The 12106-nt window shown below is 64.3% G+C and carries 14 protein-coding genes; 7 read left to right on the top strand and 7 right to left on the bottom strand.

Going from position 1 to position 12106, the window contains the following annotated elements:
- Positions 1-4: 4 nt before the first annotated feature.
- The 4 genes from FJQ54_RS05240 to FJQ54_RS18085 form a co-directional block, all read right to left on the bottom strand.
- Entirely contained in the window at positions 5-367 is a 363-nt protein-coding gene (locus tag FJQ54_RS05240; RefSeq protein WP_140927367.1) for a phosphoglycerate kinase, read from the bottom strand.
- 717 nt (positions 368-1084) lie between these two features.
- Complete coding sequence (locus FJQ54_RS05245; RefSeq protein WP_140927368.1) at positions 1085-1981, bottom strand: ArdC family protein; 897 nt, start codon at positions 1979-1981, stop codon at positions 1085-1087.
- A gap of 233 nt (positions 1982-2214) precedes the next feature.
- Positions 2215-2844 carry a DUF2285 domain-containing protein gene (locus FJQ54_RS17620; RefSeq protein ID WP_207790370.1) on the bottom strand — a complete coding sequence of 210 codons (630 nt, stop codon included), beginning with the start codon at positions 2842-2844 and terminating at the stop codon, positions 2215-2217.
- The gene (locus FJQ54_RS18085) at positions 2774-2998 is read right to left on the bottom strand and encodes a transcriptional regulator domain-containing protein (RefSeq protein ID WP_408006014.1); all 225 of its coding nucleotides are present in this window, start codon (positions 2996-2998) and stop codon (positions 2774-2776) included. Before FJQ54_RS18085 ends, FJQ54_RS17620 begins: the two co-directional genes overlap by 71 nt.
- A gap of 245 nt (positions 2999-3243) precedes the next feature.
- Between FJQ54_RS18085 and FJQ54_RS05255 the strand changes: the two genes are divergently transcribed.
- From FJQ54_RS05255 to FJQ54_RS05285, 7 genes are all read left to right on the top strand, one after another.
- On the top strand, positions 3244-3996 hold the full coding sequence (locus tag FJQ54_RS05255) for a LuxR family transcriptional regulator (RefSeq protein WP_140927369.1): 753 nt from the start codon (positions 3244-3246) through the stop codon (positions 3994-3996).
- 134 nt (positions 3997-4130) lie between these two features.
- A complete protein-coding gene (locus FJQ54_RS05260) occupies positions 4131-4688 on the top strand; it encodes an acyl-homoserine-lactone synthase (RefSeq protein WP_328592160.1) in 558 nt (185 codons plus the stop codon).
- A gap of 19 nt (positions 4689-4707) precedes the next feature.
- Complete coding sequence (locus FJQ54_RS05265) at positions 4708-5589, top strand: phytanoyl-CoA dioxygenase family protein (RefSeq protein WP_140927371.1); 882 nt, start codon at positions 4708-4710, stop codon at positions 5587-5589.
- Positions 5586-6203 carry a GntR family transcriptional regulator gene (locus FJQ54_RS05270; protein WP_140927372.1) on the top strand — a complete coding sequence of 206 codons (618 nt, stop codon included), beginning with the start codon at positions 5586-5588 and terminating at the stop codon, positions 6201-6203. Before FJQ54_RS05265 ends, FJQ54_RS05270 begins: the two co-directional genes overlap by 4 nt.
- A 116-nt stretch (positions 6204-6319) precedes the next feature.
- Positions 6320-6439: a benenodin family lasso peptide gene (locus FJQ54_RS05275; protein WP_140927373.1), complete on the top strand. Its 120-nt coding sequence runs from the start codon at positions 6320-6322 to the stop codon at positions 6437-6439.
- Between the two features lie 49 nt (positions 6440-6488).
- Positions 6489-7157 (top strand): lasso peptide biosynthesis B2 protein, encoded by a 669-nt coding sequence (locus FJQ54_RS05280; protein WP_140927374.1) that lies wholly within the window; start codon positions 6489-6491, stop codon positions 7155-7157.
- Complete coding sequence (locus FJQ54_RS05285; protein WP_140927375.1) at positions 7154-8914, top strand: asparagine synthase-related protein; 1761 nt, start codon at positions 7154-7156, stop codon at positions 8912-8914. Before FJQ54_RS05280 ends, FJQ54_RS05285 begins: the two co-directional genes overlap by 4 nt.
- Before the next feature lie 193 nt (positions 8915-9107).
- On the opposite strand, the gene FJQ54_RS05290 is transcribed toward FJQ54_RS05285, so the two are convergent.
- The 3 genes from FJQ54_RS05290 to FJQ54_RS17425 form a co-directional block, all read right to left on the bottom strand.
- Positions 9108-11435 (bottom strand): heavy metal translocating P-type ATPase, encoded by a 2328-nt coding sequence (locus tag FJQ54_RS05290; RefSeq protein WP_140927376.1) that lies wholly within the window; start codon positions 11433-11435, stop codon positions 9108-9110.
- Between the two features lie 37 nt (positions 11436-11472).
- On the bottom strand, positions 11473-11847 hold the full coding sequence (locus FJQ54_RS05295; protein WP_140927377.1) for a hypothetical protein: 375 nt from the start codon (positions 11845-11847) through the stop codon (positions 11473-11475).
- An 86-nt stretch (positions 11848-11933) separates the two neighbouring features.
- A complete protein-coding gene (locus FJQ54_RS17425; RefSeq protein ID WP_181159984.1) occupies positions 11934-12101 on the bottom strand; it encodes a hypothetical protein in 168 nt (55 codons plus the stop codon).
- Positions 12102-12106 lie beyond the last annotated feature (5 nt).

Genomic DNA, 12106 nt, shown 5'->3' on the forward strand with positions numbered 1-12106 from the left:
GCTCTCACCACCAGCTGTCGTAGAAGACGGTCTTGCCATCCGCGATAGCCCCGCGAGCCTTGGCGATGAACTCGAGATCATCGTTGGTTTCGCTGCCATCGGTTTCGCCGAAGAAGAAGCCGCTGGTCGGTGGCAGATTGCCGGCCCTGACATCGGCTTCCAGCCGGTCGAGGTCCTCGATAGTCAGAAGAACCGGCGTGCAATTGAAGTTCTGCGTGCCGCCCTTCTCGCCGTAGAGCCCCTGCATCCAGCCGTGGAGGTTCGGATGTTTGCGCCAGTAATGCAGTTCGGCTGCATCGCGCGTTTCGAAATCCACCGGTCCCGCAGGGGCGTGGTCGATGGTCATTGCATACATGTCGAGTCCCATTGTTCGCTCCATCTCAAGAGGTTGTCCGTCCCGAAGGACGAGCGGCGAACGGGCATCGGGCCCGAGCTCACGGGCTTCATGGCCAACCCGGCCCGAAGGGGTGGTGCGGGCGGGCCATTGAAGGCCGTGGCGCCAGATGCCAGGGCCGATGAAGTCTGAAGGGCGGCTCACCTCTTTTGGAAAGCATGTGGCCTAAAGGCGCCGGGCAAGAGATCGCAGCCACCTGATAAGGTGAGTAGGAATGCCTGAAATGCAGAAGGCTGGACGGCCCGAACTTGCCGATTACCAGCGCGATGCAGCTATTGTGGCATGACGGACAGGCTGCATATCGAGAGACAGGATCGCGCTCTTTTGGCGAATGGTCGGGATTGGCCCATCCGTTCAAGACGTAGGAATCTGCGCCAACTGCCTGAAGATTCGACCGGGAGTCCTGTCCGGCGGACCAACTGGCCGATGCGATTGCTCTGACGGTTCCGGAGCATCCGTCGGCTGCCTGGACGGTATGTTCAGCCGACGGGCAATGGCTCCCGCCATACAGGAGCGGGCACAGGAATGCCGTTTCCCATGCCGGCTCGGTGATTGCGCAACAGCATGAATTTGAAACACAAAGCCGAAAACGGGGCGCAAACCTTGCCGCGATTTTTGCCGCTGGTGCAGGATTCCAAAGACATTCGCCCCGATTCATCCCTGCGTACCAATGTCGGCAACCATAGCCGGTCAGCCCGGCTGAAGCCGGTGCAGCCAGTCCGCGGCCCGTTGCGCATGCGCCGCAGCAGTAAACACCGCTTTGGTATCGCCCTTCAGGACCTTCAGCCAGCTTGCGATATAGCTTGCATGATCGTCGCGAACCGTGAGCGTCAGCTTCAGGTCGGCGCAGAGGAACGCGGCTCCGAGCTCAGCCACCAGCTCCTCCATGGCATAGCCGGCGTCGCCAAACCGTTGGCGACCGAAGCTCCGCTTCAGCCGGGCGGAATGTCCGGTCCAGTGGGTCATCTCATGCGCCAGCGTCGCATAATAGCCTTCAGCATCCCGGAAGTCCGTGAACTGCGGCATGTGGATGCGATCGAGTGCGGGAATGTAGCAGGCCGAGCTGCCGACATGGCGGATGTCAGCGCCGGTGGCGGCGAAGAAGGCTTCAGCAGTTCCGATGCGTGTGTCGGGGTTCGCTGCAGGCCGTACAGGTGCGAGAAACTGGGCCGGCAAACCCTCGATCTGCTCCACGTTGAACACCGTATAGGCCTTCAGGAACGGGATACTGTGCTCGTCGGGCTCGCCGGTTTCCGGATCGGTATCGGTCCGTTTACAGCTATTGGCGTAGACGACGGGCGAGCCGCTCTCGCCCTTGCGGACATGACCGCCGAGCTCGAGCGCCTGACGGAAGGTCATCCAGACCGGCGCTGCAAACCCCTGGCTCATCGCGGAACCCCACAGGGTGAGAATGTTGATTCCGGAATAGGGCTCGAGGTTGAACCGAAGCGGGCGCGATACCGGTCCGGCCGCGTGCGCAGATTGCCAGGGCTGGATCCAGGGGCGGGTGCCGGCCTCCAGGAGGGCAATGATCTGTGCCGTGATCCGGGTGTAGATGTCTGGCTTTCTGTCGAATGTGCGGGACATGTGCGTCTTCCTTCGCGCTGCCGTTTGAGGATGCGGAAGAAGGGGCCGGGCAGGATCGATCGGCCGGTCAGTGAAGGCCCGAAGAGGCCGAACAGGACAGGCAACACGGGAGCGCCAGCGAAGGAGCGGGCGGCCTGTTGACCGGGCGGCGGGCCCGGCCATTTCCGCATCTGTCCTCAGGTGGCAGCGACAAGGTAAGGAAATGCGCCCTGCATCGGCTGCCAGTCCCGCAGTCAGCGCCGGCGCAGAAGATTTCGGTAGCCACCTGCGGCCATTGCTCTTGCATCCCTCGCCAGCCGGCGAACACGCGAGCGGAGCGAGTCAGAGTTGCCGTTCCAGTCGCTGTCGACCCGCGCTTCTCCGAACAGGGCGCCCGCGATCTCGCGGTGGCTGGCACCATCCTGCACCGCGTCATGGACACGCAGCATCTCGAGCCATCGGAGCGTTTGTGGCTCGCGCGGGAACAGTGACGGACCGAAGCGGCGATGCTGGCAAAGACCAAGAAAGCGCCGGAGCGGCAGCATGCGGCTGCGGGCGGAAGAGAGCCCATGCAACCGGTAGTGGAGATGCACGGCAAGCTGCCCTGACAGCCGACCGCCGGTCACATCCAGCCGGATGTGATGCCATCCGTCCGACAGGACAGCATGCTCATATCCGTCTGCCCCTTCAACGCAGGTAAGCCAGGGCGCGATATGCGCGAGGAGCAGGCTGTCGGGGTCCCCCGGATCTGCGGGTCGGGCAGTGATCGTCAGTGTGCCGGGGTCGACGGCCGCGCTCCAGAGGATCCGGGCGTCAGGTGCGGCGAGGCCCGGATGTTCCGCGAAAGAGAAGCCCCCATGCGACAGGGGCCGGAATGGCGCCACGCGTGGCGGTGCTCGCCTCTATATGCCAGGCGACGTAATCCGGGTCCCGGCGCAGCCATTCCCACATGATGCCAGCGCGATCGATCCGTTGCATGCGGGCGTACGATGCCGCGTCGCGCCAGCAGAGTAGCGGCGGCTGGCCCTCCGGCGTCATGACCTCAATATCCCGGACGAGGGAAACAGGCGCATGGCCGCATAAGCGGGTCGCATAGCGTTACCAACTGTTGGCCCGACTGGCCTCCCACTTTCGCTAGGACGATCGTCGTGATAGTTCATATGCGGGGTCTGAAGCGCCGGTCGGCGACCTGAGAATTCGCCGCGCGGACTGTGTTGAGGTGAAAGGGCACCTGTCGGGCGTTCGGCGGCTTGAGACGCCTCCGGCGGATGTAAGGGAACCGGATGCCTATTCCGGGAGCGGTAAAGCAGCTTGTCCGCATCGCGCAGGAGGTCGAGACCGAGCAGGATCTCGAGTTCGCCATGGCGGAGGTCACACGGGAACTGGGGTTCCGCTATTACGCACTTAGCCATCATGTCGATTTCGCGGCCACACCTGACAGGGCCACCCGCCTCCACAACTATCCTGAAAGCTGGCAGGACTATTATGACCGCCACAGGCTCGGTGTCAGCGATCCGGTTCACCGTGCGAGCCATGTGACCAGTGTAGGGTTCTGCTGGTCGAGGATCCCCGAGATGATCGCGCTGACGCCGGCGGATCGCGCCATGCTGTCGCTGGGCAGGGATCAGGGCATCGGCAACGGGTTCACCGTGCCGGCGCATGTGCCGGGTGAATCGCGCGGTTCCTGCTCCTTTGCCAGTGACGCCGGTGGCGCAACGCCCGCGCATATCTTTCCGATTGCCCAGCTTGCGGGCAACTTCGCCTTCGAGGCAGCCCGCCGGCTGTGGTTGCGGCGTGGCCAGCGGGCAGTCGTCGGCACGACACCGTTGACCGACCGGCAGCGCGACTGTGCGCTCTGGGTCGCGCGCGGAAAGGGGGACTGGGAGATCGCCCGTATTCTCGGAGTCAGCGAGGAGACGGTGGCCCAGCATGTCAGGCAGGCCTGCGGACGCTACGGGGTAAACAAGCGCACATTACTGTTGGTCCAGACGCTGTTCGACGGAACGCTTACCCTCACCGACATTTTCCGGCGCTGATATCCCCCTTTTCCGGGATGGCGGCGGGCGGGCTCCCCGACTGATCCTTGGCGCCTCACAGCCAGGGAAAGTCCGAAATGCTTCATGTCCTGCGAACGTCTGCCCCACCGGACGAAGATTACGTACTTCGCTCCATGTTTGCCGCGCGCAAATCCGTGTTTGTCGATCTCCTGAAATGGGATGTGCCGGTCATCGACGACGCCTATGAGGTCGACCAGTTCGATGACGGGCACGCGACCTATCTGGTGCTGGCCGACCGGCAGGGCGCACACATGGGGTCGGCCCGGCTGCTCCAGACAGTTCGGCCACATATTCTCGACAGCTTTTACGAGGCCTTATGTGACGGAGCGCCGCCGCGCGGACCGACAACCCGCGAAATCACCCGCTTCTGTCTTGATCGCCGGCTGACAGCGCGCGAGCGCCGGTCGGTGCGCAACACGCTCGTGGGCGCAATCGCCAACCATGCGCTGGCTAACGGCATCTCCCTCTACACCGCAATCGCGGAGGTTGGCTGGATGCAGCAGATCCTTGCCTTTGGCTGGAGGTGCCAGCCGCTCGGCCTTCCACGCGAGATCGGCGGTCAATTGCTCGGCGCCCTCAGGATCGAGATTACCAGCGAGACGCCGGCGCTGCTGGCAGCCGCCGGGATCACTGCCGATCCGCAGCTGACGCAGATCCGGATTGCAGCCTGAACTCACGGGAAGGAAAACCATGATGATCACAGCTGATCTCGCAGCCGATATTGCGGCCCGCGCCGATGAACTTTCGCGCACCGGATTCTGCATAATCCCGAACGCCCTGCCGGTTCAGACCATTTGCGAGCTGGACAAGGACCTCGAGCTGCCCTTCAGCGAGACGCCCTTTGGTGAGGGCGGCTTTTACGGGACCACAACCATCCGCTTCGGCAGGCTGCTGGCACGCTCGGCACATGCGGCGCCCCTCGTACAGCATCGTCTGATCCTTGGCATTGTTGATCGCATTTTGTCGCCCTGGTGCGATTGCATCCAGCTCAACACGACGCAGGCGATTGCAGTTCACCCCGGCGCACCGGCGCAGCTGCCGCATCGCGATCAGGACATGTGGCGGGGCCCGGTCGGCGAGATCGAGTATCTGGTCAACGTCATGTGGCCGCTGACGCCGTTTACGCCGGAGAATGGCGCGACCCGGGTCTGGCCCGGCACGCATGGTGGTGCGGCTCTGCTGCCACCGCCGGAGGAGGTGCCGGTCGCGGCTGCGATGCAGCCCGGCGATGCGCTCCTGTTCCTGGGGTCCGCCCTGCATGGCGCCGGCGCCAACCTCACGCACGAGGTCAGGCGCGGCATCGTCATCGGCTATGCACTCGGCTGGCTGAAGCCCTACGAGAACCAGTGGCTCGCCTATCCGCCAGATGTTGCAAGGCAGTTCTCGCCCGAGCTCGCAGCGCTCGTCGGCTATCGCCAGCATCGCCCCAATCTTGGCAACTATGAAGGTCAGTGCCCTTCGGTCCTGCTGGCCGGCGCGTCAGAGCGGCCACGGGGCGCCATCGACGCCCTGCGACCCGACCAGAAAGCGCTCGTCGATGCGTACGTTGCGGAACAGCTTCCGGCGTCATGAACTCGGGACAGACAGCGGAGCGGGTACTCGAGGTATTGAAGGCCCGGATTCTGGGTCGCGAGTTCCGACCGGGCGAACGGCTGGATCCGGCCCATCTTGCCTCAACGCTGGCAGCAAGCGTCACGCCGGTCCGCGATGCCCTGCACCTCCTGACCGGCGAAGGGCTGGTGGAAAACCGCCCCGGTGGCGGCTTCCACCTGCCGTCGCTCGATGAGCCGGCTCTTCGGGATCGGTATGAATGGGCGGCGGAGCTTCTGATGCTGGCCCTTCGCAACCGCGGCCATACCATGAAGCCACCTTGCCCTGTCGAGCTCGCCAACGGGTCGATTGCCAACCGCATTGCTGATCTCTTTCAGCTGATCGCGGGAAATTCGCGCAATGGCGAACACGGGCGTGCAGTCGAGCGGCTGAACGCACGCCTGCATGCGGTGCGACTGGCGGAGCCAGGAGTGCTCGCGGACGCCCGTGAAGAGCTCGCGGAACTGGAGGAAGCGATACTTTCAGGCGCCCGTGACCGGATGCGCCGGTTGCTGCAGACCTATCACCGCAGACGCGTCCGGGCAGCCGCGGAGATCGTGCGTGCCCTTTATCGCGGGGAGCCGACCGGCCACTAGGCGCGCCGGGGTTTCAAACATTCCGCGTACAGCATCCGTATAAAGTTCGGATAGATTTCGCCCCTTCCTACACTCCCGGAGCTGCGAATTCCCGCAGCACTGTTGAGGAGTGCGTTATGGAACGCGAGGACGACATCATCGAGCTCGCCGTGGCGAGCACCGAAACCCTCGGCGTCGGGGAATTCCCGACCGACGAGATCAGGGGCAACCCGCTCAGCGGCCTCTCGGACGACTGACAACCGGCGCGCGGCCCTGTGCCGCGCGCCAACAGCCCGGGAGCTTGCGATGGGCCTCATGTTGCGCCCCGGCGTTTCCTATTGCGAGGTTGCCGGCCGGTTGATCTTCCTCGACCTCGAGGCTGATCGCTACTTTTGCCTGGGCCGACGAGCAGAGGCGGCATTTCGAGCGGCCACCGCCGGGCTGGCGGAGGCCGGTGAGCAGGATGACGCCCTGTTGTCGCTTACGCAATCCGGCATGCTCATTTCCACATCTGACGATAGCCGCCCGTCAGCTTGTCGGGGTCTGGAGATGCCTGAGACAAGTCTTCTCGATGACATCCGGGCTGGGGCACCTGTGTCTCTAAGGATTGCAGCCCTGCGAGATCTTGCGACAACACATTTCGCCCTGCGATGGCGGCCGCTCAACGTGGTGCTTCGCCGGCTTGCGCAGCAAAAATCCCGGGCAGCGACCCGGCTCTCTACCGAACGTGTAACCGCGCAGGCTGTTGCGGCCGCGTTCGACTGGTCGTCAGCTATTGTGCGATCGCATGGCCGTTGCCTGCCGCGTTCGATTGCCGTCGCGCAGCGCCTCGCGCGGCTCGGCATATCGGCCGATCTGGTGGTGGGGGTCAGCCTCTACCCGTTTGCGGCGCACAGCTGGGTCCAGTGCAGTAGCGCGCTCGTGAACGACCGCCTGGACGGCGTGCGGCATTTTACGCCGATCCTCGTCATATGAAGCTTGTTCGTTTCATTATGCTGGCGAGGCGGCCCGGATCCATGTCCGATGACCGCTGGCAGAAGTTGATACGGAGAGTATCGGACATCGAGGGCCTGCGTCTCGCGGACCGCAACGATCTGCTACATGTGGTCACCAGTGACGACAGCCCGCTTCATATCGGCGGCCATGGCGTTGTCGTTGGACGCCTGTTCGAGCGGGACGGCCGTGAGGTAGCGCAGCTGGGTCCGGAAGCTTGCGACCGAATTGTCGGGAGCGCCGGCCAGTCGCTCTGTGCGGACTATTGGGGCCCTTATGTCTGCATTCTCCGTCAGAAGGATGGCGACAGGATTTCGGTGCTTCGGGCGCCCCTCGGCGCACTGCCCTGTTACCTGGTGGCGTTTGAAGGTGGCGTGGCCCTCGCTTCCGATGTCGACCTGTTCATTGCATGCGGCCTGCTGCGGCCCGTCATCGACTGGGATGAAGTCCTTCGCCATCTGATGGTGCGCGACCTCGTCTGGCCGGAGACTTGTCTTTCGGGCCTTCGGGAGTTGCGCGGCGGGCAGCAACTGTTGTTGTCAGAGGAAGGGCTGGCCATTCAAGATGTCTGGTCGCCGACAACCTTTGCCAGGCGCGATCACCAGATGCGCGACCCCATCGCGGCGGCCCGGATAGTAAGGGACACTGTTTGCAACAGTGTTGCCTCGCTCGCGTCAGGCGAGGCCGGCATAGTGCTGATGCTGTCCGGTGGTCTTGATTCCTCCGTGCTGGCTGCAGCCCTTACCAGACAGGATGTGCCGGTCACCTGCATAACGTTGGTGACCGGTGATGCGACGGGGGACGAGCGCCGCTATGCCCGGCAGGTCTGTGCGGCTCTTGGTTTGTCGCTGGTTGAAGGCTGGCGGGATCTTGCCGGAATTGATGTTGGTCGGTCGGATGCACGAGGCCTGCCGCGCCCGACGGAGCGCATGTTCTTCCAGGAGTCGCGTCGCCTGTGTGAGCAGGCGGCGGCAGAGGCTGGCGCAACTGCCATCTTCAACGGCGGCGGCGGCGACAATATCTTCTGCTCGCTCCGGTCGGGCGCGCCTGCCGCGGACCGGCTGCTGACGGGCGGCAGCGGCTTTCTCTCAACTGTGCGGGATCTGAGCCATCTGACCCAGGAGAGCCGCCAGACCGTGATGATGGATGCGGTCAGGCGAGCCTGGTTCGGGAAACCGACCATTCGCCTGTCCCATGATACATCACTGTTGTCACCGGATGTGGTCGAGGCAGCCCACCCGCCCTGGCGACACCCCTGGCTTGAGAGCGCAGCTGAGTTGCTACCGGGCAGCGCGCAGCATTTGCGGCTGGTGGCCTGTGCGCAGGATATCGCCGAAGGCGCACAACCCTGGGACAGGTTGCCGATGATATCACCGCTGATGGTGCAGCCGCTGGTCGAGGCCTGCCTCTCGATAGCAAGCTGGCTCTGGCTCGACGCAGGTCACAACCGGGCCGTCGCCAGGCACGCGTTCGCAGACGTCCTTCCGGAAGACGTTGCATGGCGGCGGTCGAAGGGAACGCCCGATGCCTTCACGGCCCGCATTTTCGACGCAAACCGCCGAAAGCTTCGCGAAATTCTGTCGGGCGGGGAGCTGGTTCGACTCGGGCTGGTCGATCTCCCGGCCATTCTCGAGGTTCTTGACGATCCGCGGCCTGTCCACGGCCATTCGTTTCGACGTGTGCTGCAGCTGGCAGATGTGGAAGCATGGGCGGCCGGTTGGATTGCATCCGACGTCTGACGACCGCGCATCCCCCTTTTCCGGCGGAAAGCGTCCTGCTCTCCTATCGCGAATGCGATTTCGCCATACTTCCAAATCCCAAGAGTTGAGTAGCAGGAGGTGTAGCAATCGCATTGGCGTGAATGCCGTATTGGTCGGCGATCCGCCTGGGCCGGTTGTGAGATTGAACCCGGTGTAAGCGGACATTGGCCGTTCAATTCAGACTGGTGCTCCGCAACCGCAGAGCATTGCCGACGACCGTCACCGATGACAACGCCATCGCAGCGGCTGCGATGATCGGAGAAAGTAGCAGACCGAACGTGGGATAGAGGATGCCAGCCGCGATCGGCACGCCCGCCGCATTGTAGATGAAGGCGAAGAACAGGTTCTGGCGGATATTGGCCATGGTGGCGTGGCTCAGCGCCCGCGCCTTCACGATTCCGGTCAGATCTCCACCGATCAGCGTCACGCCAGCGCTTTCAATGGCGACATCGGTGCCGCCACCCATTGCAACTCCCACGTCTGCCGCCGCCAGTGCCGGGGCGTCGTTCACGCCGTCGCCGGCCATCGCCACCACCTTGCCCTCGCGCTTCAGCCGCTCAACGACGGCCTGCTTGTCGGCGGGCAGCACATCGGCTTCGAAATGCGCGATCCCCAGCCGCTGGGCGATGGCCTCTGCCGTCACCCTGTTATCCCCGGTCAGCATGATCACATCCAGGCCCTTGGCGCGCAGCGCCGCCAGCGCGCTTGCGGTACTCGCCTTCACCTGATCGGCGATTGCGATGCTACCCGCAGGCTTGCCATCCACCGCCACCAGCACGGCTGTCGCCCCCTCGCGGCGGGCCTTGTCGGCGGCCTCCGTCAGCGCGCCCGTATCGACACCGTGCTCAGCCAGCCAGGCGGCCTTTCCGATCATCACCTGCCGCCCGCCGACCTTGCCGGTCACGCCCTTGCCCGAAGGCGCGTCGAAATCTGCCACCTCCTCCACCAGCAGATTCCGCGCAGCGGCTTCCGCCACGATGGCGGCAGCGAGCGGATGCTGGCTTGGCCGTTCCAGCGATGCCGCCATCGCCAGCAGGCCCTTTTCGTCGAACCCGGGCGCCGGGGTAACAGAGGCAACGCGCGGCTTGCCCTCGGTCAGCGTGCCGGTCTTGTCGACCAACAGTGTATCCACCTTCTCCAGCCGCTCCAGCGCCTCGGCGTTCTTGATGAGCACGCCGGCCTGCGCCCCACGCCCGACACCCACCATGATCGACATGGGGGTAGCCAGCCCAAGCGCGCATGGGCAGGCGATGATGAGCACAGAGACAGCGACCACGAACGCATAGCTGAGGCGTGGCTCGGGGCCGATCAGCGCCCATGCCGCGAATGCCACGACGGCCACCAGGATCACCGCCGGCACGAACCAGCCGGAAACCTTGTCGGCCAGCTTCTGGATCGGCGCGCGGCTGCGCTGCGCCGAGGCGACCATGGCAACGATCTGCGACAGCATGGTGTCGCGGCCGACCTTCTCAGCGGTCATGGTGAAGGCGCCGGTCTGGTTCATCGTGCCGGCGATCAGCTTGTCGCCCGCCTGCTTCGAAACAGGGAGGGATTCTCCCGTCACCATGGATTCATCCAGCGTCGAATGGCCCGCACTCAAACGCCCGTCGACAGGCACCGCTTCGCCGGGCCGCACGCGCAGCAGGTCGCCGACGATAACCTCGTCGAGCGCAACTTCCCGGTCGCTACCGTCAGCTGCGACCCTCCGCGCCGTTTTCGGCGCCAGATCGAGCAGGGCACGGATGGCCCCGCCAGTCGCTTCGCGGGCGCGCAGTTCGAGCATCTGTCCCAGCAGCACCAGCACCACGATGACCGCCGCCGGCTCGAAATAGACCGGAACCGAACCGTCCATGTTCCGCATGGCAGGCGGGAACAACTGCGGCGCCATGGTGCCGACAAGGCTGTAGAGAAGCGCCGCCCCGGTTCCGAGCGCGATCAGCGTGAACATGTTGAGGTTGCGCGTGCGGACCGACGCCCAGCCACGTTCGAGGAAGGGCCAGCCGGCCCACAACACGACCGGCGTAGCGAACAGCAACTGCAGCCAGTTCGACGTCTGTGGCGCAATCCAGCGGTGCAGATCCAGCAAATGGCCGCCCATTTCCAGCACCAGCACCGGAATGGTCAGCGCAAGGCCGACCCGGAAGCGGCGGGTAAAATCCACCAGCTCCGGATTGGGGCCGTCCGCAGCGCCGGGCATCTCGGGCTCCAGCGCCATCCCGCAGATCGGACACGAGCCCGGGCCGGGGCGCTGAATCTCCGGATGCATCGGGCAGGTGTAGATCGCGCCCTCCGGCACGGGTTCGGCCGACCCCTTGCCAGCGAGATAGCGCGCCGGATCGGCCACGAACTTCGTGCGGCAACCCGCCGAGCAGAAATGGTAGGGCCGCCCCAGATGATCGGCGTGATGGGGCGTGGTGTGCGGATCGACGCTCATCCCGCACACCGGGTCTTTCACTTTGCTGATGCCATCGGGTTCGTGCTGATGGGCGCTTGCGTGCATTCCGATCTCCGATCGACTGCCAGGCTGATGCTGGTCTTCAGTGGCTGGGCTTGGCGGGGCGCAGTTCGACGATATCGTGGTTGGCAACCTTGCCACCTATCACGCTGGCCCGCGCAAAATGGTCGTCGACGATGCTGTCGATGCGGACATGGCCGATTTCCTGCCTCCGGAAAGCGGGGGCATTGCCCTTCTGCGGGATGCTGACCGGCACGGCGCGATACACGTCGAGGATTTGACCGGGCTGTGCGCCGTCAGCCTTCCCGATGCACAACGTGGCAATGTCGCCCGTGATGTCGACAATCTGGCCGCGCATCAGAAGGCTGTGCTTCAGGCCCTGCGCTGAGGCTGCCACCCAGGGGGTTGTAGCGATGGCAAGCAGCGCCACTGCAATGGCGAATGTTCTGCGGTTCATGGCAGTTCACCTTTGGTTGAAACAGCGGAATATTGCGATTTGGTGCGGCGGTTCAGAGGAACCGCCGCACCCGCTCGCCCGGGGGCTTATTTCGGGGCTTGGGCTCCTTCATGGCCCATCTTGCTGTGGTCCATCGCCTCGTCCGCCTTCTTGTCGCAGCAGCACTTCTTCTCTGCGGTTGGAGCCGAGGGCTGCTGGGCCAGCACGGGGGTGGCGATCGCCACTGCAAGCAACGTGAGAACAGTCTTGGTCATCGTCC

This window comes from Sandaracinobacter neustonicus (assembly GCF_006385875.1).
GTDB lineage: Bacteria > Pseudomonadota > Alphaproteobacteria > Sphingomonadales > Sphingomonadaceae > Sandaracinobacteroides > Sandaracinobacteroides neustonicus.

Coding starts and splice junctions, on each gene's coding strand:
- FJQ54_RS05240 (WP_140927367.1), bottom strand. CDS start 367: ATGGGACTCGACATGTATGCAATGACCATCGACCACGCCCCTGCGGGA.
- FJQ54_RS05245 (WP_140927368.1), bottom strand. CDS start 1,981: ATGTCCCGCACATTCGACAGAAAGCCAGACATCTACACCCGGATCACG.
- FJQ54_RS18085 (WP_408006014.1), bottom strand. CDS start 2,998: ATGACGCCGGAGGGCCAGCCGCCGCTACTCTGCTGGCGCGACGCGGCA.
- FJQ54_RS05255 (WP_140927369.1), top strand. CDS start 3,244: ATGCCTATTCCGGGAGCGGTAAAGCAGCTTGTCCGCATCGCGCAGGAG.
- FJQ54_RS05260 (WP_328592160.1), top strand. CDS start 4,131: ATGTTTGCCGCGCGCAAATCCGTGTTTGTCGATCTCCTGAAATGGGAT.
- FJQ54_RS05265 (WP_140927371.1), top strand. CDS start 4,708: ATGATGATCACAGCTGATCTCGCAGCCGATATTGCGGCCCGCGCCGAT.
- FJQ54_RS05270 (WP_140927372.1), top strand. CDS start 5,586: ATGAACTCGGGACAGACAGCGGAGCGGGTACTCGAGGTATTGAAGGCC.
- FJQ54_RS05275 (WP_140927373.1), top strand. CDS start 6,320: ATGGAACGCGAGGACGACATCATCGAGCTCGCCGTGGCGAGCACCGAA.
- FJQ54_RS05280 (WP_140927374.1), top strand. CDS start 6,489: ATGGGCCTCATGTTGCGCCCCGGCGTTTCCTATTGCGAGGTTGCCGGC.
- FJQ54_RS05285 (WP_140927375.1), top strand. CDS start 7,154: ATGAAGCTTGTTCGTTTCATTATGCTGGCGAGGCGGCCCGGATCCATG.
- FJQ54_RS05290 (WP_140927376.1), bottom strand. CDS start 11,435: ATGCACGCAAGCGCCCATCAGCACGAACCCGATGGCATCAGCAAAGTG.
- FJQ54_RS05295 (WP_140927377.1), bottom strand. CDS start 11,847: ATGAACCGCAGAACATTCGCCATTGCAGTGGCGCTGCTTGCCATCGCT.
- FJQ54_RS17425 (WP_181159984.1), bottom strand. CDS start 12,101: ATGACCAAGACTGTTCTCACGTTGCTTGCAGTGGCGATCGCCACCCCC.